Source organism: Aneurinibacillus migulanus (genome assembly GCF_001274715.1).
Taxonomy (GTDB): Bacteria; Bacillota; Bacilli; order Aneurinibacillales; family Aneurinibacillaceae; genus Aneurinibacillus; species Aneurinibacillus migulanus.
Genome location: NZ_LGUG01000004.1, coordinates 3,242,305 through 3,264,870, shown reverse-complemented (window position 1 = coordinate 3,264,870; position 22,566 = coordinate 3,242,305). Strand labels below are relative to the sequence as shown.

At 38.9% G+C, this 22,566-nt stretch carries 27 protein-coding genes and 1 pseudogene; 17 read left to right on the top strand and 11 right to left on the bottom strand.

The window, feature by feature from the left end; all coding sequences use genetic code 11:
* Positions 1-290 precede the first annotated feature (290 nt).
* The 3 genes and pseudogenes from AF333_RS17500 (at position 291) to AF333_RS17495 (ending at position 2,378) form a co-directional block, all read left to right on the top strand.
* Positions 291-659, top strand: a complete 369-nt coding sequence (locus AF333_RS17500) for a DUF4180 domain-containing protein (RefSeq protein WP_043067510.1) — start codon at positions 291-293, stop codon at positions 657-659.
* A gap of 3 nt (positions 660-662) precedes the next feature.
* Positions 663-847: pseudogene (locus AF333_RS35565) on the top strand (formylglycine-generating enzyme family protein); the annotation flags it as partial.
* 280 nt (positions 848-1,127) lie between these two features.
* Positions 1,128-2,378 carry an MDR family MFS transporter gene (locus AF333_RS17495; RefSeq protein ID WP_043067511.1) on the top strand — a complete coding sequence of 417 codons (1,251 nt, stop codon included), beginning with the start codon at positions 1,128-1,130 and terminating at the stop codon, positions 2,376-2,378.
* A 421-nt stretch (positions 2,379-2,799) separates the two neighbouring features.
* On the opposite strand, the gene AF333_RS17490 is transcribed toward AF333_RS17495, so the two are convergent.
* Positions 2,800-4,023 (bottom strand): IS701 family transposase, encoded by a 1,224-nt coding sequence (locus tag AF333_RS17490; protein ID WP_043065383.1) that lies wholly within the window; start codon positions 4,021-4,023, stop codon positions 2,800-2,802.
* 335 nt (positions 4,024-4,358) lie between these two features.
* Here AF333_RS17490 and AF333_RS17485 point away from each other — a divergent pair, with 335 nt between their 5' ends.
* Both AF333_RS17485 and AF333_RS17480 read left to right on the top strand, forming a co-directional pair.
* Entirely contained in the window at positions 4,359-5,276 is a 918-nt protein-coding gene (locus AF333_RS17485; RefSeq protein ID WP_043064579.1) for a class I SAM-dependent methyltransferase, read from the top strand.
* A 357-nt stretch (positions 5,277-5,633) separates the two neighbouring features.
* A complete protein-coding gene (locus AF333_RS17480) occupies positions 5,634-6,302 on the top strand; it encodes a hypothetical protein (protein ID WP_052811821.1) in 669 nt (222 codons plus the stop codon).
* Between the two features lie 397 nt (positions 6,303-6,699).
* Here AF333_RS17480 and AF333_RS17475 read toward each other — a convergent pair whose 3' ends face one another.
* The 6 genes from AF333_RS17475 to AF333_RS17455 form a co-directional block, all read right to left on the bottom strand.
* The gene (locus AF333_RS17475) at positions 6,700-6,906 is read right to left on the bottom strand and encodes a hypothetical protein (protein ID WP_043064580.1); all 207 of its coding nucleotides are present in this window, start codon (positions 6,904-6,906) and stop codon (positions 6,700-6,702) included.
* 76 nt (positions 6,907-6,982) lie between these two features.
* The gene (locus AF333_RS36875; protein WP_255322300.1) at positions 6,983-7,111 is read right to left on the bottom strand and encodes a hypothetical protein; all 129 of its coding nucleotides are present in this window, start codon (positions 7,109-7,111) and stop codon (positions 6,983-6,985) included.
* 106 nt (positions 7,112-7,217) lie between these two features.
* A complete protein-coding gene (locus tag AF333_RS17470; protein WP_043064581.1) occupies positions 7,218-7,715 on the bottom strand; it encodes a hypothetical protein in 498 nt (165 codons plus the stop codon).
* 47 nt (positions 7,716-7,762) lie between these two features.
* Positions 7,763-9,379 carry a chaperonin GroEL gene (groL, locus tag AF333_RS17465; RefSeq protein ID WP_043064582.1) on the bottom strand — a complete coding sequence of 539 codons (1,617 nt, stop codon included), beginning with the start codon at positions 9,377-9,379 and terminating at the stop codon, positions 7,763-7,765.
* Positions 9,372-9,686: a co-chaperone GroES gene (groES, locus tag AF333_RS17460; protein WP_043064583.1), complete on the bottom strand. Its 315-nt coding sequence runs from the start codon at positions 9,684-9,686 to the stop codon at positions 9,372-9,374. The genes groL and groES overlap by 8 nt, the downstream gene beginning before the upstream one ends.
* 433 nt (positions 9,687-10,119) lie before the next feature.
* A complete protein-coding gene (locus tag AF333_RS17455) occupies positions 10,120-10,314 on the bottom strand; it encodes an alpha/beta-type small acid-soluble spore protein (RefSeq protein ID WP_043064584.1) in 195 nt (64 codons plus the stop codon).
* 359 nt (positions 10,315-10,673) lie between these two features.
* On the opposite strand from AF333_RS17455, the gene AF333_RS17450 reads away from it, so the two are divergent.
* From AF333_RS17450 to AF333_RS37520, 4 genes are all read left to right on the top strand, one after another.
* Positions 10,674-11,576, top strand: a complete 903-nt coding sequence (locus AF333_RS17450; protein ID WP_407638645.1) for an ABC transporter substrate-binding protein — start codon at positions 10,674-10,676, stop codon at positions 11,574-11,576.
* A 19-nt stretch (positions 11,577-11,595) separates the two neighbouring features.
* Positions 11,596-12,465: an alpha/beta hydrolase gene (locus tag AF333_RS17445; protein WP_043064586.1), complete on the top strand. Its 870-nt coding sequence runs from the start codon at positions 11,596-11,598 to the stop codon at positions 12,463-12,465.
* A 144-nt stretch (positions 12,466-12,609) separates the two neighbouring features.
* Positions 12,610-13,140: a GNAT family N-acetyltransferase gene (locus tag AF333_RS17440; protein ID WP_043064587.1), complete on the top strand. Its 531-nt coding sequence runs from the start codon at positions 12,610-12,612 to the stop codon at positions 13,138-13,140.
* 173 nt (positions 13,141-13,313) lie between these two features.
* Positions 13,314-13,454 carry a PocR ligand-binding domain-containing protein gene (locus AF333_RS37520; protein WP_080787616.1) on the top strand — a complete coding sequence of 47 codons (141 nt, stop codon included), beginning with the start codon at positions 13,314-13,316 and terminating at the stop codon, positions 13,452-13,454.
* A gap of 204 nt (positions 13,455-13,658) precedes the next feature.
* On the opposite strand, the gene AF333_RS17435 is transcribed toward AF333_RS37520, so the two are convergent.
* From AF333_RS17435 to AF333_RS17425, 4 genes are all read right to left on the bottom strand, one after another.
* Entirely contained in the window at positions 13,659-14,450 is a 792-nt protein-coding gene (locus AF333_RS17435; RefSeq protein WP_043064588.1) for an HAD family hydrolase, read from the bottom strand.
* 564 nt (positions 14,451-15,014) lie between these two features.
* The gene (locus AF333_RS36870) at positions 15,015-15,353 is read right to left on the bottom strand and encodes a creatininase family protein (protein ID WP_407638644.1); all 339 of its coding nucleotides are present in this window, start codon (positions 15,351-15,353) and stop codon (positions 15,015-15,017) included.
* Positions 15,353-15,535 carry a creatininase family protein gene (locus tag AF333_RS36865; protein WP_074715215.1) on the bottom strand — a complete coding sequence of 61 codons (183 nt, stop codon included), beginning with the start codon at positions 15,533-15,535 and terminating at the stop codon, positions 15,353-15,355. Before AF333_RS36865 ends, AF333_RS36870 begins: the two co-directional genes overlap by 1 nt.
* 804 nt (positions 15,536-16,339) lie before the next feature.
* Complete coding sequence (locus AF333_RS17425) at positions 16,340-16,771, bottom strand: VOC family protein (protein WP_043064590.1); 432 nt, start codon at positions 16,769-16,771, stop codon at positions 16,340-16,342.
* Positions 16,772-17,123: 352 nt separating this feature from the next.
* On the opposite strand from AF333_RS17425, the gene AF333_RS35555 reads away from it, so the two are divergent.
* The 8 genes from AF333_RS35555 to AF333_RS35550 all read left to right on the top strand — a co-directional run bounded on the left by AF333_RS35555 (position 17,124) and on the right by AF333_RS35550 (position 22,564).
* Positions 17,124-17,264: a hypothetical protein gene (locus tag AF333_RS35555; protein ID WP_235496543.1), complete on the top strand. Its 141-nt coding sequence runs from the start codon at positions 17,124-17,126 to the stop codon at positions 17,262-17,264.
* Positions 17,218-17,472 carry a protein kinase family protein gene (locus AF333_RS17420; RefSeq protein WP_158502318.1) on the top strand — a complete coding sequence of 85 codons (255 nt, stop codon included), beginning with the start codon at positions 17,218-17,220 and terminating at the stop codon, positions 17,470-17,472. The genes AF333_RS35555 and AF333_RS17420 overlap by 47 nt, the downstream gene beginning before the upstream one ends.
* A 354-nt stretch (positions 17,473-17,826) precedes the next feature.
* The gene (locus tag AF333_RS17415) at positions 17,827-18,150 is read left to right on the top strand and encodes a hypothetical protein (RefSeq protein WP_052811823.1); all 324 of its coding nucleotides are present in this window, start codon (positions 17,827-17,829) and stop codon (positions 18,148-18,150) included.
* A 204-nt stretch (positions 18,151-18,354) separates the two neighbouring features.
* Positions 18,355-19,248, top strand: a complete 894-nt coding sequence (locus AF333_RS17410) for a hypothetical protein (protein ID WP_139189031.1) — start codon at positions 18,355-18,357, stop codon at positions 19,246-19,248.
* Positions 19,249-19,929: 681 nt separating this feature from the next.
* On the top strand, positions 19,930-21,048 hold the full coding sequence (locus AF333_RS17405; protein ID WP_043064593.1) for a zinc ribbon domain-containing protein: 1,119 nt from the start codon (positions 19,930-19,932) through the stop codon (positions 21,046-21,048).
* Between the two features lie 277 nt (positions 21,049-21,325).
* Entirely contained in the window at positions 21,326-21,820 is a 495-nt protein-coding gene (locus tag AF333_RS17400; RefSeq protein ID WP_043064594.1) for a hypothetical protein, read from the top strand.
* 90 nt (positions 21,821-21,910) lie between these two features.
* Positions 21,911-22,366 (top strand): DUF3574 domain-containing protein, encoded by a 456-nt coding sequence (locus tag AF333_RS17395; RefSeq protein ID WP_235496541.1) that lies wholly within the window; start codon positions 21,911-21,913, stop codon positions 22,364-22,366.
* A gap of 51 nt (positions 22,367-22,417) precedes the next feature.
* On the top strand, positions 22,418-22,564 hold the full coding sequence (locus AF333_RS35550) for a hypothetical protein (RefSeq protein WP_235496540.1): 147 nt from the start codon (positions 22,418-22,420) through the stop codon (positions 22,562-22,564).
* Positions 22,565-22,566 lie beyond the last annotated feature (2 nt).

Below are 22,566 nucleotides of genomic sequence, written 5' to 3'. Positions count from 1 at the left end.
GCCTTGAGCATGATACAAAAAGGAATGGATAACGAAACTATGGCTGAATTAATCGAGCTTACACAGGAAGAAATTGAATAGCTTCGCAGGCAATAAAGTAGATCCTGGTTATTGGATATATTCCAAAACCAGGGTTTATTTTTTGATGGATATCAGACAGGCGCATGAACAGCTCCATATAGACTGTATTTCATCTTAAAAATATACGTTTTTTCGTTTTTAGGATGCATTTAGGTATGAAACATAAAAAAATAAGCTAAGAAATTTCTTGATTACACTTTAGGAGCATAATGGATATAGCGAAGGTAGAAGTAGGTGGGGGAAATATTGCCGTCGTGAGCAGCAGTGAGATATTAATAGAAGATGTTCAGTCAGCATTGGATTTTATGGCAACCGTACAATATGAAGCATGCTGTGATCGTATCATTATAAACAAATCCTTACTAAGCGAAAGCTTTTTCGATTTGAAAACACGTCTTGCAGGCGAAATCCTTCAGAAGTTCAGCAATTATCGTGTGAAGGTTGCAATTGTTGGAGATTTTTCTGTGTATTCAAGTCAAAGCCTTCAAGATTTCATCTATGAATGTAACAGCGGAAACGCTATCTTTTTCTTGCCGACCGAACAACAAGCGATTGAGAAGTTAAGTATGTTGAAGTAGAAGAATGATGCAATCCCATTTTGTAATTTGCTTTCTCAGCACTTGGATCTAAAGAAATGTTACTCGGTAAGTGATGATGGTGAGGTGTCGTCTGTAACTAGGAGGCGGATGGCTATCGGTACGGCGAGCTTGGTGAAATAGCTTGGTATCATGAAAATTCTGGGGGCATAATTGATGAAGTTGACCGGTTAATGACGAGCCGCAAAAAAAGAAGATAACGTTCCGCACCAAAAAAGACGCTTCCGACGGGAGCGTCTTTTTTATTTTAGAACGAATGTTCGTTTTTTGAAGCAGTTAAAATAAATTTGGGTATATTTGACTTCCATATTATCAGTATAAACCATCTATAATTATAAGTCTATATTTTGTCAGAATAATGTTCTATAGTTTGTATACCCGGCCGGGAAACTTCCGTAGTGTATATATTTTTAAATTTAACATGTGTTGTTGTGGAAAGGGGAGGGGCTTGTGCAAATACGTTTATGGAATAACAATTTGAAAGTTAGATTAATCGGAGAAGCACTGTTTAACATGCTGTTTTGGATGTACTTTCCGTTTATAACCGTATATTTTGGTGGGGCATTAGGCAATCATATTGCAGGCATTTTGATGACAGTCCCTCCGATATTTAGCATTATAGGAAGTCTGATCGGGGGAGCTTGGGCGGACCGATTAGGGCGGCGTCCCGTGATGCTGCTAGGTGCCTTGCTTCAGACGGTGATGTTTGCACTGTTTGCGGTGTCGCCGTCCCATTGGATTGATTATATCGCATTTATCGGTATTGGGCTCGGGGCAGCCATCTATAGGCCTGCAAGCTCCGCTATGGTTGCTGACCTGGTTCCCGCACAAAACCTTCGTCAGATATTCGCAACGTTTATGACGGCCAATAACATTGGTGCAGTGCTTGGGCCTGCACTTGGAGCCATTTTCTTCTTCCGTTACCGGCAAGAACTGTTGTGGACCTGCGCATTGGTCTTGCTGCTATATTTTATCGCAATTTATATCATGGTTCATGAAACGTTGCCACATTCGGCGAAAAGCCGGGAAGGTTCAACTTCGATTACGCATGTATTAAAGGAACAGTGGAAGGGATATGGTATTATTTTTCGCGATAAGGTGTTCCTGGTTTATATTTTGGCAGGCATCTTTGCCTTGGTACCCATTATGCAACTGGATCTATATTTGGCCGTATACGTGATCAATAATGTTCCTGCTCAGGCTCTATTCACATGGAATGGTGATTCCCTTATGTTATCCAGTACGGAGATATTTGGGTGGGTACTGGGGTTAAACGGTCTTTTGTTTGTTCTATTTATTCTTCCTGTTACGAAATGGTTCCGTAATTGGAAAGAACGCAATGTATTTATTCTGTCATCGTTGTTGTCCGGATTAGGCACATTCTCCCTTGGACTGAACAACAATATATGGTTCTTGTTTTTCGTTACGATAATCTTTACCTTTGGTGAGATTGTACGTTCTCCAGTGACACAAAGCTTTATTAGCCGCTATGCCCCGGAGCATGCAAGAGGACAATATATGGGAGCCGATAGCTTGCAATCCACGATCGGGAAATGTTTGGCGCCGATGACAGTTTTCCTGTCTAGTTGGATGCCGCCTATGGGAATATTCAGTATCATTTTGGTGTTTGCATTCATTAGTATCGTGTTATACATTCAGTTATTTAGAATTTATGTGGAGCAGCCGGAGGCAGCGGATTGATTGAATCTTAAGTGCTGCTGGATTTCTGATTCTAATATAAAAAAGAGCGGCGGTAGCTTGTGGACCAGTATGAAAGGTGACCATACTATTGGCGGAGTTATTTTTGTGATTATAGGTGGATGGAGTAGATGGCACCTTTTATTGCGATGTTGATTTCACAGGTTTGATATGAGCAATTCCGTTAACCTCACATACGTAAAATTTCTGATGAAAGTTGACAATTTGATCGCTAAGTAGCGATCAATAATACTCAAGTAAACAACATAAATAGCCCTAACGATGTTCCATCAAGGCTTCATTTAGCAAATAGACGCATAAAACCTTGTCTGCGTCTATTTGTGTTACTTACTGGACTCTTGCATTTTTCCGTCCGATCCCAAAAATGGGCATACGGGTGGCGTAAAAGAATAAAATGTAACGATTACGAGGATAGTCTTAGATTTTTAAGCACTTCAACCAGAGGTTTTTGTGCCCATCCTTGTTCATAGGCATACAAAATGAGCTGCCCCATACAGTCCTTTCGAATACGACGTACCACATCTCCTAATGTGAGCGACGGCGAATGGCGTTTTCCTTTCGCCTGTTCAAGCGCAAGAAACGTATACGCCAGAAACTGAATCGTCCAAAATCGTTCGATCCCTTTGTGCGAAAGGTGCTGGTACTGATCGAAACCAAGCAACTCCTTAAAGTACCGATACCCAACTTCGATTTGCCAGCGTACGGCATAGTGGCGCAGGACGGTCACGACATCCAGGCTGGTATCCGTACACAGTAGGCAAAACGGTAGTTTTTTCGGGTCAAACTTGTCTTCCCAGGACAGAAACACACGCACATTTTCCATGTTGCTCAGCGGTCCTTCATACGCGTACACCTTATACGTCTGACCGTCTACGGTAACGGGGCAGAGGTCAGTCGGGCGAAGAATGGTGGACGCAAATGTGGACGTTTTGATTTTCATCCCAAACGGAGCGATCATTCGATTCGAGCGAAACGCACCAATGACATGAAATCCCTTTTTGGTACAGGCATCGATCAGCTTTTTACTGGTGTACCAGCTGTCGATCAGGACATATACGTGTTCATCTGGTGAAGAAGAATAGGTTTCAAGGAGTTCAATCGCCAGGTCATTTTTACTTTTGAACGGGACGTTTCGCTCTTTGCAGTCTTCCTTTCGAAAATAGGAACGAAAATCCCAGGCAACCGAGAGATCATCCGTTACCACATGAGCCGTCACGAGCGAATGAGACCAGACCGATTTTCCTTCTGAATGAGAATAATGAAAATCGAGACCCTCCATTTTCACAGTGGAACGTTCTTTTTTACATTGTGTGTCGTCTAGAATCAGGAACGTAATCGGACGTGTATCTCCCCATTTGGCACGCGTCTGGCGAATGGTTTCCATCAAATAGGAAAGCCGCTGCTTCGTAACGTATTGGGGGTTCCAAGGAGATTCCTGTAAAAAGCGAGTCATACAACTAAGGTCGCGATCATGGTTGGATGATCGTCGAATTTGGCTGATGTTGACTCGGCCCTCGCAAAGAATGATGCCATGAAGAAAAGCAAGCAAATGTCGGTGTTGTGGCTTCGATAAGAGTAAATTCAGCGCAAAAACAAACTTGACGATAGAAGAGTGAAAAGTTACCATAAAAGTGGACATTCTCCTTTTGAGTGGTTTTAGGTGTGGTAGCCCAAACTTCTATAAAAGGTCGGAATGTCCTTTTTTATTGCTCATTTTTCGACAAATTTTTTACAAGAGTCCAGTTACTTATTTTTTAGTTGGGCTATGTTAAAGCTTCGTGTTGATTTTTGACTAAACTAGGTGTAAATATTTGTATGAAAACAGTTACGAATAACGATTTACACTTGACAAAATAATTTATTTGTGCTATAATTTACTTTTATATTATTAATGTGTATAATAAGATTCTCCTGGCCAGGGGAATCTTATTTTTTTGCTCTAAAATGAAGGAGTGTGTTTGCATGAAAAAAAGTGAATCCAGTTTAACTTCATTAATATCAGCTTTTAGCAGAGCTTATCATAGTCAATTTGATACCCCTAAAATCTTTAATGACTATATCGCCAAAGATTTAATTTCACAAAAAGAATTCAATGACATCAAAGAGAATATGGTGCAAGGCATACAGTTCTTCAACAAAGATATCGCGCAAAAATTTAAGGGGAATACAGAAGAAATATTAAAATGGATTACACAGATTCAACTTTCTCCGACGCCCTTGGCACGTGCTGCATATTGCGAAAAGGTAGTACTTCATGAAGTGATGTTAGGATTAAAACAATATGTCATACTTGGAGCTGGCTTAGATACTTTTTGTTTTAGACATCCGGAATTGGATAGCAGTCTAGAAATATTTGAAATTGATTATCCAGCTACACAACAATTTAAAAAGAAAAGATTGGATGAAGCTAATTTTAAAATCCCGAGTACTCTTCATTTTGTTTCTATGGATTTCACCAAAAAGTTTTCCTATCGAAATCTAATAGATGAAGGGTTTGATTTTAACAGAAAAACTTTCTTTAGTCTTTTAGGTGTTTCTTATTATTTAACGAAAGAGGAAAATTCAAGCTTGTTCGATCATTTATTTGCCAAAGTCCCATCAGGAAGTTCCATCGTTTTCGATTATGCAGACGAAAAATTATTTGAAGAAAAAGGACTCTCTAATCGAGTGGAAAACATGGTGAAAATGGCTGCAGCAAGTGGAGAACCAATGAAATCGTGCTTTTCTTATGATGAATTAGAGAATATATTAGAAAAATCAGGTTTACTTATTTATGAACATTTATCACCGGCTAAAATTAATGAACTTTATTTTAGCAATCGAAAAGATTACCTATCAGCCTTTGAAACCATTCACTACCTTCATGCTGTAAAAAAATAAAACATCACACCTGTTGATTATCCATATTTTTAAACAATTTTATTGTCATTTAAGTATCAGTCTTGTTATTTAGGAGCGATTCTTCTTACGAAGGTTCGCTTCTTGCGGCCCTTATTGCTTATCTTATTCTTAAAGTGTTAGATGAAGAGCGTAAAACGGTACGTTTGGTTTCTCCTGTGAGCTTTGTAGGTTTTACCCGTCAACTTATACGGGAGTAGTCTGTCTAAAAATAGATAATCAATAATCTTTTTTAATGTATATTTCCTAAAATGTAAAATAAAGTATTTTAGTAATTTGCAACTTATGGTAGAGTGCGATTGTAAATATATTACTAATCTTTAAAAAGGAGGAGGGAAATTGAATAAGTATCTAAAAAAGTATGTAGCCATTATTTCGTTATTGGGATTAATGGCAGCACCAATCGCCTCTTCATCAGTTTTTGCAACAGAAATCACTACTAAAAACGTTGAAGGTGTATCAGTGGATCAAGCAAAACTGACACAAGAACAAAAAGAAGCGTATTATAAGCAATATGTTAAAATTATCGAAGAAGTAGTGGCGGATCATGAGGGTACGAATATGTGGGTTGCACCTTTTGATGAGTTTACTGAGGAAGATTGGGTTGAGCCGGAAGAATTTAGACAAAAAGCAATTGCTAGAGCTAATTTGAGATTTGAAAATTTCCAATTATCAAATCCATCCGGTCCTGTTGATATTGCTGGAATTTCAAAAACGAAGGAGACGCAGATTTATTCTGAAGGCGTAGCTGTAGGTTTATATGTTACAGGTTCTTTTGAGACAGAGTATAATCATACTGCTAAGAGACAATTTTTTAAGACGATTAACTCTTTAACTTCGAGAACATCAAAAGGAACCTGGAAACAAACAGGTTATACCCCAAGACTAATTGATGCTGCTCGTACATTTGAAATTAGTATTGGAGGAGAATTGAAATTAGATGGTGTTTATTCGACTCATAGAGCAAGTGTAGAGTTCCGTTGTGATGCACAAGGTGGAATTAGTTGATAATAAAAAAGTGATAATGATAGAATATAATATTTGATGAATATTGTCATATAGGGAGAGGTGAATATAATGTTTACCTTTCCCTTTTGTTTTTGGTAGGGGAGAGGAGGATGGATACGCCCTACGCCTCGGCAGAAAAAAGGCGGCCGTGTTTGTTCCGACCGCTCCCGTCCACCGCCCTTCCTTCTTTTCTTACTTCCTACCACAAGAATATGTACATTTATAAAGTAAGATGTATATAAGAAAACAAGTCACCCCCAAAACGGTAAATAAGCCTCTTTGTTACAAAGAAAGCCTGAAAGCTTTGTTCTGGGGGGCAATAAAACTTTAACTTGATGGGGAGCCTATAAACCCGAAAGTTTTTAGGAGTTATTATTATAGGAATATATTTAAAGCATCAGAATATGGGATTAAGGGGGGTTCCAATATCCATCTCTGCTAGTTTATTTCGTTTATTTACTGATGCAGTATTTGAAGTGCTCTTTTCAACCAGACTAAAAACATATTCTGGGGGCTGCCGTTTTGCTTGATTGTCCACCTTTTTAAATTCTTTTCGAAGGAAATGCTCAATTTTTCTACGTCTGCGTCCTGCTTTTGCAGCCATTTTGAACTCCTCCTTTTTTGAACATTTACGGATAGTATTTACTCTGTTCTAGAATCTACATCTAACCCCAGTATTTTTATTTATCGTTATCATACATATCATCACTATAAACCTCTTCCATTGCTTCCTTACACATTGTGCAGTAACTTCGGTTTCTTTGCCAGGATGCGAGTTCTTCGCCACAATAAATGCACAACTCTTTCATATTGATTTCCTCCCATAAAGATCGAGTCATTTCCTTTTCACTTTTACTATAGAAAGGGATAAGCAAGGTTTCGATACAAGAGGTCAATCTTTGAAAATAAAAGACCCTATTTATAGAGTGTGTTTGTTTTATCCATAAGGTCTTTCAATATGGCTTGCGCCTGCTTTAGTCCTTCCTCTTTTCCAAGTAGAAATTGGGCCTCTGCCGACGTGTTGGTCGGTAATTTGGAAATAATATTCACCGCTTCATCCAATAGTTTGTTTAGTACGTTAAGCTGCAGTTGACCCAGCCCGCGCTCCATTTGTATTTCATTGACTTTTTGTGCCTCACGGTCGACTGTTAACTCAACGATAGTGTCGATGTCTGCATCCATGAAGCGATCCGCTTTTTTAAGAACATCAGAATAGTCATCTGTTGGGCTGTAGTACATCCTTAGATCATGACCGACGTGCCGAATAAGGAACCGGCAAAGGATATCATCGTTATTTATCCGCTGGTTATACAATAAAGAGTATTCACCTTCAAAATGGCCCTCTTTTTCAACGTGTTTTCCAAGTGAAGTATATTCGTTGCAGTAGATGCAGTAGAGCAAATACTCACGCACACGATCACCCCTCGAGGAAAACCCGCCCGAAACGGGCGAGTTTTCTCTTACATTTCCGTATCAGGCATTGCCCCGCTACCCGCTTTTTTAGGTTCTGGTTTTTCACTGACCACACATTCAGTTGTTAGGAAAATAGAGGCAACGGAAGCCGCGTTCTGAAGAGCGGAACGGGTAACCTTGGCAGGATCAATGATCCCTTGTTCCATCATATTGACCCATTCACCGGTAGACGCGTTATAACCGATCCCAGCTTCCTCATTTTTAATTCGCTCAACAACGATGGAACCATCAATTCCCGCATTGGAAGCGATGGTACGAATGGGTGCTTCTAGAGCATGACGGACAATGTTTACCCCCGTCATTTCGTCGCTACTGTTGGTTTTAACATCTTCTACAGCTTGGATTGCATGAATGAGAGCAACACCGCCACCAGCCACAATCCCTTCTTCAACTGCTGCACGGGTCGAGTTTAGAGCGTCTTCAATACGTAATTTTTTCTCCTTCATTTCCGTTTCCGTCACCGCTCCAACTTTAATGACAGCAACACCTCCGGCCAGTTTCGCTAATCGCTCCTGTAGTTTCTCTCGATCGAAATCGGAAGTTGTTTCTTCCATTTGTTTTTTTATCTGCTGTACACGGTCATCAATATCCTGTTTCCGTCCGGAACCGTCGATGATGGTCGTATGTTCCTTTGTAACATGAACTTGGCGAGCCCGTCCCATATGTTCGATGTTCGCACCCTTCAAATTAAGACCAACTTCCTCCGTAATCACTTGCCCACCGGTTAGAACAGCAATATCCTGCAGCATCGCTTTGCGTCTGTCACCGAAGCCAGGAGCTTTCACGGCTACGCACGTAAAGGTTCCCCGTAGTTTATTGACCACCAGAGTGGCAAGAGCTTCCCCTTCCACGTCCTCTGCAATGAGCAGAAGAGGTTTCCCTTGTTGTACGACCTTTTCTAACATAGGCAGCAAATCTTGTAGGTTCGATACCTTTTTGTCTGTGATTAGAATATAAGGATCATCCAATACAGCTTCCATCTTATCGGTATCGGTAATCATATAGGGCGATATGTACCCTCTATCAAATTGCATTCCGTCAACGGTTTCGAGTTCAGTAAGAAACCTTTTCGATTCTTCAACGGTGATAACCCCATCTTTTCCGACTTTTTCCATCGCTTCCGCGATTAAATGACCAATCTCCTCATCTGCTGCAGAGATAGCGGCTACTTGGGCAATTTCATTTTTCTTTTCCACAGGCTTCGCTATTTTTTTGATTTGTTCGACAGCAACACGGGTGGCTTTTTCAATGCCTTTTCGGATAACCATGGGATTCGCACCAGAGGTAACGTTTTTTAGCCCCTCACGAATCATCGCTTGGGCAAGCACCGTAGCCGTCGTTGTTCCGTCTCCGGCCACATCATTTGTTTTGGTAGCGACTTCTTTTACTAATTTTGCACCCATATTTTCAAGTGGATCTTCAAGCTCAATTTCTTTGGCAATCGTAACCCCATCATTCGTAATGAGTGGAGAACCAAACTTTTTCTCAAGAACAACGTTTCGCCCTTTTGGACCAAGCGTAACTTTCACAGCATTTGCCAGTGTATCAACCCCACGTAGCATAGTACGGCGAGAATTCTCACTGAATAGAATTTGTTTAGCCATTTGTAACCAGCTCCTTTTTAACAGAAGGCTCCAGAATTGCTAAAATGTCGGACTCTCTCATGATGAGATATTCTTGTTGTTCAACTTTGATTTCGGTTCCCGCATATTTGTTGTAAAGAACTACGTCACCTACGTGTACATCGAGGGGAACCACTGTGCCATTGTTTAAACGCCCTCGGCCGATGGCAATTATCTTGCCCTGAATTGGTTTTTCCTTTGCCTTTTCGGGAAGGACGATACCGCTGGCCGTCACTTCTTCTTGCTTTTGTGGTTCGATGACAACTCGATCACCCAAGGGTTTCAACATCGGTGTTCAGCCTCCCTTTTTAAATGTTTTGTTAGCACTCCATATTAGTGAGTGCTAACTTTAATTATTAATATATTTATTTTTTTTCAATAATCAAAAGCGGTTAAGGGAAATATCTGATAATTTTAGATAGATTTCCGAAAATATCATGCGCTTTTGTAAAATTACTCATATTTTTAACAAATTTCTCGGGTTTTTCCTTGATGAATCGGGGTTTCTTAACGAAAGGATTATGTAAAGATATAGTGTGATGTTGTTACTTAAAGAGGAGAAAATACAGTATTTAGCAGCCGTTACATACAAGGCTGCTTTTATTTTGCCTAATAAGCGATCCGTTTTTATCATAAGCAAATATAAGTAATCCTTTATGCTGTCGAAAAAAAGAGACATAAAGACCACTCAAATAATGAGTGGCCCTTTAAAAAGGGATGAGCTATTGAGAATTTCTTTTCAAAAGCTCTTGTTCTCCCATTCGGATCAACCTTTTGACCATCTCTCCACCAACTTTACCGTTATTCCTGGCTGTTTGGTCTGCACCGAGTTCAATACCAAATTCATTGGCGATTTCATTTTTCATAGCCTCAAGCACATCCTCGCTTCCTGGTACTAACAGCTTGTTACGTGACATGGAATCAGCCCTTTCGGTTGTCCTAACGCTTAGTTTGTCTTAAGAATCGATTTCTATACATGGAAAATTACAGGAAAGCAGCTATCTGGACTAAGAAATCTTAAAGAAGAAGATATAGAATCTCTTCCCGCTCTGTCACTCTGTTAGTTAACAACAGGAAATTGTCCAAATACTTTTCCGGATAACGTCTATGGTGAATCTTGCCCTCATGATTTATACTCAATTTAATTGAGAATTATTATCAAAGGAGGGGATGTACCGTGTTTAGGACTGCCTTTAAAGCATGGACTTTGGCATTGTTATGCTGTGTGCTTATAGGAAGCTTACTAACAGCCTGCAGCTCCAATATGGAGAACAGTATGAAAACGTCCGAACAGCAGAGTGCGATTTCAACAGCTTCTGTATCAGGGGAGAAAAGCTCAGAACTGTCCGGTGAGCGGATGGTAATAGACGAGCTTGGCCATGAGATTAAAGTTCCTGTAGAGCCCAAGAGAATTTTCGCCCCCAATCTAGAGGATTCTCTGATTAAGCTGGGCGTAAAGCCAGTGGCTCAGTGGTCCAACGGTAACAGGGGACACGACTATCTACAAGAGGAATTGAAGGATGTGCCGAAGATTGACCTCTCAGGAGGACTGCCATCGCCAGAGGTGTTAATGACCTACAATCCCGACCTGATTATTCTGCACACTGCGACTTTTGCCCAAAATGGCACTTATGAGAGTTATTCCAAAATCGCGCCAACCTATGTGTTTAACAATGCTTCTGGAAATATCGAAAAGTCTCTGACTATACTAGGAGAACTGCTCGGTAAGTCTAACGAAGCTGATAATGCGTTACAGGCTTATCAACAAAAAGTAAACAACGCAAAGGAAAAGTTAGATAAAGCGGTAGGAGGAAAAAAGGTAGCGATTATCCGCTTTGCTGCCAAAGGTGTTAGCCTGATGGGCGGCAAATACTTGTGCGGTTATGTTGTGCACGAGAATCTAGGACTTGGGATTTCCAGGTTAGTGGAGAAAAAGAACAGTGCAAATGTATCGTTGGAGATACTTCCGCAAATTGATGCGGACTATATTTTTGTGATCAATGCTTATGGTCAGGGTACCGGGCACATGAAGGAAATGATGAAAAACCCTATCTGGAAGAACATTCCTGCCGTGAAACAAGGACAGGTGTATGAAGTGGACAATAAATATTGGCTTGGCAGCGGTCTGATCGCTTATGAGAAAATTGTTGACGATACAGTCAGGCTGCTAGCCAAGTAAGTGGGAGGATTAGATAGAAATGGATGGAAAGGCTTTTGAAAAAAACGAACAGAACATAATCACGCTCAGGGATAGCGTACGCTACAAGGTCGAAATTCCCGATACGGAACAATGGGTGATTCGTTCACGTGCAGAAAACCGCACATACCAAATTAGTGTAGCACAACCTTTGGGAGACCCTCCTCCTTCAGGGTATCCGGTCATTTATTTGTTGGATGCTAATTCTGTATTCGGAACGATGGTGGAGGCGGTACGCCTGCAGAGCCGACGGCCTGATAAAACTGGAGTAGTTCCGGCAATTATTGTAGGCATTGGCTATCAGACTGAAGGTCCGTATGCACCGGATCGGTTTTACGACTTCACGCCGATTCCAACTACAGAATACGACCGTAAGCCCGACGGAACTGCCTTGCCTGAACAAGGTGGAGCAGCAGCTTTCCTGCAATTCATTGAGGAGGAGCTGAAGCCGCAGATTGAATGCGAGTTCAAGGTTGACAGCAGTAGACAAACGATTTTTGGTCATTCTCTCGGTGGCCTTTTCGCCCTGTATGCGCTGTTTACTAGGCCAGATGCATTTCAGTACTATATTGCAGGCAGCCCATCTATCCATTGGAACAAGCAATATTTGCTTGAACAGGAGCGGAAATTCGTATCCCGTGTAAAGGAGGAGCCTGTTAATGTCCAGCTACTGCTTGGAGTAGGAGAGCTAGAGAAAAGCCATATGTCTCGTAATTGCGATAACGCGAGGGAATTGTCAGAACGCCTATCACCCCTATTAAGTCGTGGAGTAGGAGTAGCGTTCAAAGAGTTCGAAGGTGAAGGCCATGTATCCGTACTACCGATTTTGATTAGCCGGGCTTTACGATTTGCCTTGAGTCCAGAGAAATAAAGAGGTGCTGAAGCGCATATATTAGTGGAATATATGAATAAATGTTAAGTAACAATAAAACTATCTTAAAAATGAAGGGACTGAACTATGCGCAGATATCAATATTTTTAACCTGACTATAAAAATATAATGGAGGTAAAAGTATTGATTACAGAGTTATACACAGAAAGATTATATTTAAGAAAGACGAAAGTATCAGATTCGTCTAGTTTGTTTAAAATTTGGTCTGATTCAGATGTTACCAAATTCATGAATGTCGATTGTTTCATTGAAGAAAATCAGGCAAAAGATATAATTAAACTTCTTGATGAACTTGCTCAGGATAATAAAGCTGTTCGTTTCTCCATAATTGAATTAGAATCCAATGAAATTATCGGTTCTTGTGGTTATAATTCCTTGGATTTTGAAAACGCAAAAGTAGAAATCGGATGTGACCTTGCCAAAGCGTTTTGGGGCAGAGGTTATGCTTCAGAAGCCATCGGTTCTTTGTTGGATTACGCATTCGCATCTTTAAAACTAAATCGAGTCGAAGCAAAAGTAGAACCTGAAAACGTGAATTCAATAAAAGTCTTACAAAAATTAAACTTTACGTTCGAGGGGTTGCTTAGACAGTATGAAAGATCAAAAGGAAAGTTTATCGACCTCAAGATGTATTCAAAATTAATAACAGATTGAGTTGATTTTTCCTGCCCATTATACAAATTAAGAATGTAGCGACAAGAGTTTAACACTTTGTTTTTAAACATCTATATTACTATTGCTCAAAATTTCGGGATAGGTTGAAGTGCCGCAAAGATGCATTTCTTTGCGGTACTTTGTTGTAAAGTTATTTCGTCTCAAGAACAACTGTGTTTTTTTATAAAGAACCGGATATAGACTACTTTCGTAGACAAGCTCAAGAATTCGGATATAATGAGAATGAGTATTTGAAAACGCTTTCTAAAGTTCCGATTCTTTCTCCCGAGGAAGCTGATGCGTGCATGAAGTAATTTGAAAAGTTGCAAAATGTATTACTGAAAGACGCTACTTTGCGAAAAAATAACAGAGGGTCTGATATCAGACCCTCTGAAGCTGGTTGTTCATAGACCGGTACTATAATGTTAGAGTGGCAAATTCGACTGTTGGACGGTAATCACATAGAACAAGCTGCCGCTATGAACGTATTGAAATTAATTATGTTTTAATCTCGGCATTTATTTTTTATTTAGTGTCTCAAGGATAGGGTAAAGTTCCTCTAAGTGTTTGATTTCATAATCAGGAATAACTTCATTTCGCTCCTTGTTATGACGGTTTATCCATACTGAATGTATGCCGGCACGGGATGCACCTAGAATATCTGTCATTAAGTTATCACCGACCATAATGACCTCATCTTTTTGTAGCGACATCAATGTTAATGTATGTTCGAAAATAGAAGGGTCAGGCTTACCTCTACCGAATGCACCAGAGATTACAATGTGATGAAAATATGGAACAAGCTCAGGAGTAATCTCTAATTTTGTATTTTGTAAATCAGGTGAACCATTCGTTAAAAGCAAGAGATGATACTTTTCTTTTAGTTCATTTAATACGTTGAACGTTTCTTCATATACAAATGGTTTTTTTCGACGTTCAACAGGGAATCGTTCTGCTAATTCATATCCAAACTCAGGATCATCGATTCCAGCTGCTTTTAATCCTCGTGTCCATGCTTCTTTACGATAAGTTGGAGCAATCTCTTTTAGCTTTTTGAAATTGTCATCATCATCTAAAAAGTTACCCCATAATCCTTCAAATGGGTTAATACCGATCATTTGTGTAAAAGGATAGGTTTCGTAGGAAGAATAAAGTTCCCTTGCTTCTTTTCGTACTGCTTCCTCAAGTACTTCAGGATCAATATCGTATTTTTGCTTTGCTACTTGGCAAGTAGCTGTAAAAGCCTCTTTTACACTCTTTTGATCCCATAGCAGCGTATCATCGAGGTCAAAAATAATTGCTTTAATCATGTTACTAAGCCTCTCATTTCTTGTTGATAGTGATTATCTTATTAATCCAACACAAGATTACAAGGAATTTGACTTTCTTTCAAGTCATCAGATGTTTTTATAGATAAAAATAATATAAATTTTTCGGGAAGTTTACCAAACTTTTCGGTATATGTTTCTGGATAATTGAGGAAATAAAAGGCTGATGATATATGGGCATTATTATATCGTTTGCCTAGAAACCAAAACGACACTATTCTGTTTTATTTTTTTACTATTGTTAAAAGTTGTCGAAACATTCCGATTACCTGGGAAATACTCATCTTTCCGGGAAATCTTATTGGATGCATTTTATTGAGACTGGGCTTTTTCTAACCAAGGCCAACAGTCTCGCCTTTGTGTATATCAAAATTCACGTTGTGAACCACTTCTACATTTTGATAAGGTGTTTGGAAAGCTACACTTATCTTTTCGATTTGCAAGAGAGCATGTTCTATGTAAGCTCCACCTCCGTTTATTTGTGATGATTTACCCGTGGTTCGATCTGCTTCTGTTTAAAAATCTCAATAAACTCGACTAACCCATCTACTGTGGCCGCAAGCATAGCTTCTCCTTTTTCTTTTGTCGCACGGTTGGCTCTCCGAGTGTGCTAGTTTTCGAAATCGTACTCCAATATGGCATCATCATGACGGGTTTTCCTTCCCCGCTGCCCACAAGACCAAGCCAGAAATACTTGGAAGCCTGTAGGTTATCCATATCACCTACAGCTTTATCCATTTGGACGAGCGTATCGTTAATTGCCAGATACATGGAAGTCTCCAATTCACAAGCATGATTAATGCCACCTGGGCATTTAGATTCGCGTATCTGCCCAACAACATGAATCAAAGGTTCGAAATCCCAGTGTGAGATAGAGACGCACATCACTTCAGGATAATCAACAATGGTAAGCCGGGTGGCAACTTGAAGTAGGGAGACATTGTGCTGCCGTGTCCGTTCAGTAAAACAATACGTTTAAATCCCTGATGTGCCAGGTTTTTGCATACGTCTACAACATAACGGATAAACGTATCGACGCTAATTGAAGTAGCGCCCGGAAAATCCATTTAATGTGGTGCATAGTTTTTCAGTATATTTAGACAAAAAATCTGAGATAGAACAGTGAAAATGCATACAGAAAAAGATGGTTACTTATATACATCTGATTTGATACATCGACAAATTCTTGAGAGGGAAGAAAAGAAGGAAGGGCGGTGGGCGGGAGCGGTCGGAAAAAGACACGTTGGCCTTTCTTCTGCTGGAGTGCAGGGCACATCCACCCTCTTTTTTCTGAATCGCCTACTTCCAACCACGCTACCCTATCAAAATATCAAGTGTAGTTTATATAAAGCAATTGTGCCTATTCAAAGAACAATTTTATATTTAACTTTGTTGCTTAAATATAGGGCTTGTCCCGTTCACTTTGTTTCATACTGCATATACTAATAACGAGAGTATGATGCTACAGGATGATAGAATGGTAGGTAGAATCATCCCGCATCATCCTTTCCTATTCTTTGAAAGGGCATTTTTCACGGTAAAAGGCATAAGCAATTAGAATAACCCTTTCGTACTTATACTGATAACCATGACAACAGCAGTTATTAGAAATAGGTCCATGATTACCCCTATAGTAGTTTTCATGTATCGAAAAGGAGCTTTTTGTTTCAACATCCGATAAGATCCAATGTGTAAACACACACAAAACCTATCCCCAGAAGGGATAGGTTTTGTGGCTCCAACTGCTCGCAAATAAATGAACATGCTTTTATTTCATTTATTTTTGTCACTGTTTTATAAAAAAGGTTGATCATTTTACATTGTTCTTGTTGCACTAAATCGCTCTTGAATTGGAGACATTGATAATTAAGTTATTTATTATTAGCAACTTGTGTTGAAATTTGCCAGGTTACGCCGAATTTGTCTGTTACTTGTCCATATGATGGGCTCCAGAAAGTCTCTTGAAGTGGCATAATAATTTGACCACCTTCTTGTAGTTTTTCGAATACTTCTCTTGATTTTTCTACATCGGTTATGGTGATGGCTACTGTCACTTGTGAGCCAATTTGATATGGTTGACCTGGGAATGTATCAGAAAGCATTAAATCCGTATTACCAACTTTCAAATGTGCATTTAATACACGATCTTTTGCTTCAACAGGAGTAGGGTACTCTGGATTTTCAGGCATTTCTCCAAAAGTTTGAAGTCCAAGAACTTTTGCATCCAATGCATTTTCATAAAATTTAACAGCTTCTTGTCCATTACCATTCAAAACTAAATAAGGATAAATCCCTGAAATCATAAAAGACACCTCTTTTTAATATTTTGTTTACTAGAAGTTAATTAATTACATTTAACTTAAGTGTGGAACTAACGTTCGTATTTATGGTACCATAAAGTACATATGTATTCAACAATGTTATTGAAATATCCTGTGCCGTTAGTGTTAGAGGAAAAACGAAATCCCTTTTATGTTGTCAATAAGAGATTTCAGTTCATCTTCTTAATAAACAGTTCAGCTTTATTTAAAAGTAACACATAGGTATTCCGTTAAAAGTGATAATGTTCATTACATAAGGTAATATTCCGAGCTGTTAGAACGAATTCGTTCTGTTAGCTTATATACATCTGACTTTATAAATGTACATATTCTTGTGGTAGGAGGTAAGAAAAAAAGGAAGGGCGGTGGGCGGGAGCGGTCGGAACAAACACGTCCGCCTTTTTTTGCCGGGGCGCAGGGCGTATTCTTTGCTCCACGGAAAGTCGATTGCGATTGTAGATTCAGCGGGTGGTGAATACATATGGCAGTTCGATCAGCAATCGTTTTCGGATACTTTTTTTGATTCGCTCGCGGAGGCGTTGGCAGCACTGCATAGCACGGATCATGATGCAGCTGCTAAGGCTAGTGTTCGAATCAAAAGCCCAAAAGAAGCACGTGAATCTTTCTCCAGTAATATAGATCAGATCAAACGTAGCTTTACGATTCCAATTATACTGCGATAAAGATGGGAGGCAAGGCAAGGCATGGCCTCGCATGCATGAGCATGCTTGCGAACTGGAACACGTAATGGATAAAAAGAGTGGGGCTAATGTTATTTCTATTATTTTTCCCATTTATAAAAGAGTGATAGTGCAATAAATAAAAACCAGTCTAACACTTTATTTTCGTGTTTTTCACTGGTTTTTATTTAAGAGATAGATACAGATGTTAAAGAAGAAACAAATACAATATCTTAATTCTTTATTACGTCTGATAATATGCAACTTTTTTGTTTTTTTAACTTATTTTTATTAATAAACCATATTTTGATTATAAAATAGAGAAAAGGTGTTTATTTAGCTGAAAAGTTGAAGAATATGGATTGGGATTTACCTCTCATTTTAACTGTTCTTGTCCTTGCTATTATTGTGATATTGCCGCTTATTTCATCCTTTAAAGATAGGAGTTATCGATGCCTCATTTATTCTGCGCTTGGGAATGATGATTACTTTAAAGTTACACAACGCCTTAAATCTAAAGCTGTGCCTTATCGTACAAAAGTGATTATAGATTCGAGTCATCCAGGAGGAGGAAGTATACAATCTGGAGCTCAGGACTATTTACAATATGACATTTATGTTCAAAAAAAGGATGAGTACAGAGCGAATAATGCAATCCATCACTATGATAAGATCCGATAAGATCGCTTATGGCAGCTAGAATACTTGTGCTGATTTCAATTTTACCAATGGATCACCATCTCAAGCCGCAGACCTTCAATTCAGATGTATATAGATTCTCTATTGTGAACAAGTAAGAAGGTTCTGTATAATTTGAATGTAAATACTGGGGATAGAGGATTAGGATAAAAACCAAAACAAGGAAATCATTGTTGCGAGGAGGACGTGACAATAAAACTGTTATGGATTATGTCGCCAGCAAAAGGCGTTTTTAAAACAGCAGTGGCACCGTTCAAGCGGGGCTTCCAGCAAATCTATATGAGCACAGACTTGATCATAGATGGCGAGTCGTATCGTCTGGTAGGCATCTATCCTGTGTCGGTCCTGCTCCGCATGGAAACCAATTTTGGACAATTTGTTGTAGTGGATCAAGCAGGGCGGCTCGTTTCGGACCGTAACCTGACGCGAAGGTGTCTGCGTATGTACCAATTGATCGTGACGCTGGATAACAACGCGGGGTATTTGAAGAAAAATCTGACTGCCGCTCCCCATTCATTTGTTCCTATCATTCAGTATGTGGAGAGATTGGGGAATCAGGTGCGAGAGCGTCTTGGACCGGAGGCTGGGGAAGCAGCCCAGATTCACCTTGACGGTTACAAGGAATATCTACAAAAAGGTGTAGAACTGGGTGATCGCATTATCTCCGCAGGAAAGGACATCATGCGGAGACTGGAAACAATCAAAGAAGGAAAACCACTGTTGGAGCAAGAGATGAGCCTGCTTGATAAGACGATGCTGGACTTCATGGATGATTCACGCAAAAGAGTGCTGATCTTGCTGGAATCACATACCGCCCGCGTGGAAACCAAACGCTTATTTGCAAAAGCACTGGCAAATCAATGGTTTGGTACTGATGAGAAGAAATTGGTACGTAGTGTTGTCGCTTTGCTGGAGCATTCTTTTCAAATGGAGCAGATGTCTATACATGAATGTAGAGCACAAACACTTGCGCAGGCCATTTGGACGGTGAAGAACGAGGTGCATGATTTTATCGGCAAGCACACGGATGAGCTGTTGCAGCAAAAATGGCTTCTCGTAGCGGAAGGAAAGAGTAGATAGGCTTAACGTCATCATAAGCGAAAAAAACAGGAGGGTGTCCCAAAAGTGAGGGGGCACCCTTCTTTGATACCGTATATACGCATAGAAAACAGTAAGCAACCTATATATTATATTTCGTTTGAGACCAAACAACCTTTTGGGTCAGCCTCGACCGCTATGGAGGAGAGTATTTTATAGCTCTCTTTCTATGATATTTTCTAACTAATCAAATAATTTCCCGTTCATTCTCAAGTCCTATGTATAGATAATCAATTATTAATAGTAAATTCAGGTAGTTATGACCTGTTAAAAGTAAGTGAAAATGTCTTTTTCTTAATTCATATTACTAAATAACGAAAATTCAGTTAATATAAGAAAAAAGTTTCTATTTATAAACAGTTTTAAGTAAAATATGGATGAATATCTTCGTGGAAATTGCTAAAAGGCAAAATGAAAGGGGAGAGAGAATTGACAGGGCTTTATCAAAAACAAGAAAAAAGTATGGATTGGAGGGACTACAGCCTTCTTTCTTATTGCGTTTCTAGGAATCTGAGCTACAATGGCAACTTCTCAAGAAGAAGCTGTAGATACCGTAAAGTAAGCCATGATAGTTGGAGTTTTAAGCATTTTGTAAGGAGAGAGCATAATGATTAAAAAATTCCCCTTTATTTTGTTATTATTTTCCCTTTTTTTAAGTGCTTGATGTCTGAAAGTGCTGAGGCTATTGAAAAATTTAAAAATGCAATACTGACCGAAAACTTTGACGAATTTGAAGCCTCACTTTCACCGGATGGAGATATGACAGTGAACTCCTCTTATTTAAAGCAAATGGTGAGTCAATACAAAAAAGAACCAGAAACATTTGATAAACTAATTAACCTGTTATATGCTCAGCAATCCTTATTAGATCAAGAATCAAATTCACTTCAATCGAATGAGCTATTAAGTACAAACTCTCCTGATCAAATACTAAATGCAGGTAGTTTTTATCTAAAAAAAGAAGATGGTTTTTTCTCAGATAATTATGTCATAGGAGTTCGTCCTCATTATATATTTGTCAAAGCAAACCCAGATAAAGCAGTAATTAAAATCGACGGAAAAAAGGTTTATACAACTAAGACAAAAGAAGAAGTCTATAAGTATGGACCCGCTCTGCCAGGGATCTATCAGGTAGAAGGTAAAAAAAAATATCCATATCGTACAGTTACAGAGAAACAAGAAGTCAATCTATTAAAAGAGAGCAAAATATCAATGTCAGCGCAAGTTGATTTACCTTTAACTGAAGTGAAAGATCCTAAACCTCTTATCCAAGAAGTAGGAAAACACGCAATGTTTTTAGCGTTAGAGGGGTATAGTGAAAATCCTGATGTCTCACGGTTAAGCAAGTTGACAGGAAATGACTGTAAAATAACAGAATATGGAGGAATTACTTGTGGTGTTTTGGGCTTTTATGTAGGCAAACAGCGCACATATCCTATAACCTTTAAGCCAGGCGGACTATTCTATGTAGGAATTGAAAAAACAAAGAATAAATCGGAAGATATTTATAGTCAAATCCATTCAAATTTAGAATCTGATTCAGTATTTGTTTACATTTATATTCCAAAAGAAAACATCATAAAGGGAAACACTAACCTTATCTCGCTTACTATTAAGCGTTATAGTGATACAAAAGAACTGTTTTTTTCTTCTGATGGAGTACTTGGGCAATCAAACATTATGTATAACAATGTGGAAGAAGTAAAATCGAGCGGGGTTGGGGATGATATGGAATGGTTTCCTGTACAAGTAAATTCTAAGACGGATGTTGTGTTTAAATAATTTCTACTGCATTACAGATGGCACTTTCAACGGTTGCCAGCTGAATTTTTAGAGACGTTATTGGACAAAGGCGGAAGATTAAATAGTATGTATGATTTTGTGTTCGATGCAAGTCGCAATGTTCGCTCGTTAGAAAGCTACCTATATGTATCAAGAAAAGATAAAACATGGGTCATTGAACAAAACGGAAATGAGCTCATTTTTCGAACAAGGCCACTCCAAAAAGCAATAAATGTAATTACAAACGAATGAAACAGCTAACTATTGGAGGTGTATGATGCACCATGTTACATATAGCCGAAAAACGATAACAATAAAAATTTTTATAATATTGTTATTTGTCATCGTTATTTTATGGGTGCTTTTTGGTGACTTTGTCGTTAAGGAAAGCTCGCTTTCTAAAGGGCTGATTTACTTTCTCATGTCAATAGCGCTTTTATTTTTTCTAATAGTTGGAGGGATGCTTACCTATTATTTATGCAAATCGAAAAAGCCTGTTCTGCTTTCGTTTGACGAAAATGTTTTTTACTATAAAGATGAATTAATTCCATATGAAAAAGTGAAATCATTTGGTTATGGTTTAAACAGGCAAGATGTTCGAACAATGATTTTTCAAGGATTTACAATAGAAACAAATAAGGAAGACATTATTATTCCTACTCATCAGTTGCTGTTGGATAGAGAAGTAAACAAATGGGTGTTTGGACCTTTAGAAAAATATGCACCACATATTTTTGAAAAGGATGAACATTTAAATAATGAAATGAAATAATTCTTTGAAAGCTGATTACTGCATGTATAATGATAGAAAATCGATCATTGTTTTGCTAGCTAAATTGTCGAATAAAAAGGGGTGGCAATGTTGAAAAGGAAAAAAATTTTTTATTGGATTATCCCTATTATGTTAATCGCTCTCTTGGCGAATGCTGTGTACGCCGCAGAACAACAAGAAGCATCTAAAGTAAAACAATCTTCTGCTTTACACGGGCAATTCTACCTTGAAGACGTAGTGAAAATCTATGTACCATCTACATATAATGTAGATCAGCCCATTGATAACACACCCTATGTTCATAAGTCTTTAAGGAAATTCTCAGAAATGTTTGGAGGAGCAACCGCCATTGACGGGACAGGAGCCTGGCTATCCGATGACAATCAGTTAGTCAAGGAAAAAGTAACGATTGTCTATAGCTTTGTAGAAGATTTGGATAAGAAAAAACTGAATCAAGTAGTTGACTATGCCCAATCTCTAAAGGAAGAGATGAAACAATCATCAGTGTCTCTTGAAGTAAATGGGAAGATGTATTTTATTGAATAACCGTTATAAAGAAGCCTATATACATCTGATTTGATACATTGACAAATTCTTGTGGTGAGAGGTAAGAAAAGAAGGAAGGGCGGTGGACGGTCGGAAAAAGACACGTTGGCCTTTCTTCTGCCGGGGCGCAGGGCGTCTCCACCCTCTTCTTTCTCCATCTTTCCTACTTCCAACCACGCTACCATGTCAAAATATTAACC